We start from the raw sequence: 405 nt of genomic DNA on the forward strand, positions 1-405 counted from the left end.
ATCTCTAGCTACTCTCGCTACCTCTCTAAACAATGGGAGCAAGCTAGTGAATAAAACAAAAAAACTCACCTGCAGGTGGGTTTTTGTTTGCTCATATTTATATCAAAAAAATGATTAATTATTTAGTAAAAACCGAACGTTTTGAAAGAATATTCGGAATTTTTTGACTTTCGACTTTACTTATGCTAAAATTCAATATATGTTAGAAAAGCTAACAAGTAAATCCATTATAGGAGGCTCTTATGGCACTTATTGAATTTAAAAATGTTAATAAATATTACGGAGACTATCATGCACTTCGTGACATCAATCTAGAAATTGAAAAAGGACAAGTTGTGGTTCTCTTGGGCCCTTCTGGGTCTGGGAAATCTACCCTTATCCGTACAATCAACGCCTTGGAATCCA

At 34.1% G+C, this 405-nt stretch carries 1 protein-coding gene; it reads left to right on the forward strand.

All coding sequences use genetic code 11. The features are described from left to right. Positions 1–242: 242 nt before the first annotated feature. Positions 243–405: ATP-binding cassette domain-containing protein (locus tag AX663_RS09455; protein WP_156430739.1), on the forward strand; the 163-nt coding region annotated here is incomplete at its 3' end.

Origin of the sequence: Streptococcus sp. CCH8-H5, from assembly GCF_001556505.1 — a bacterium.
Taxonomy (GTDB): domain Bacteria; phylum Bacillota; class Bacilli; order Lactobacillales; family Streptococcaceae; genus Streptococcus.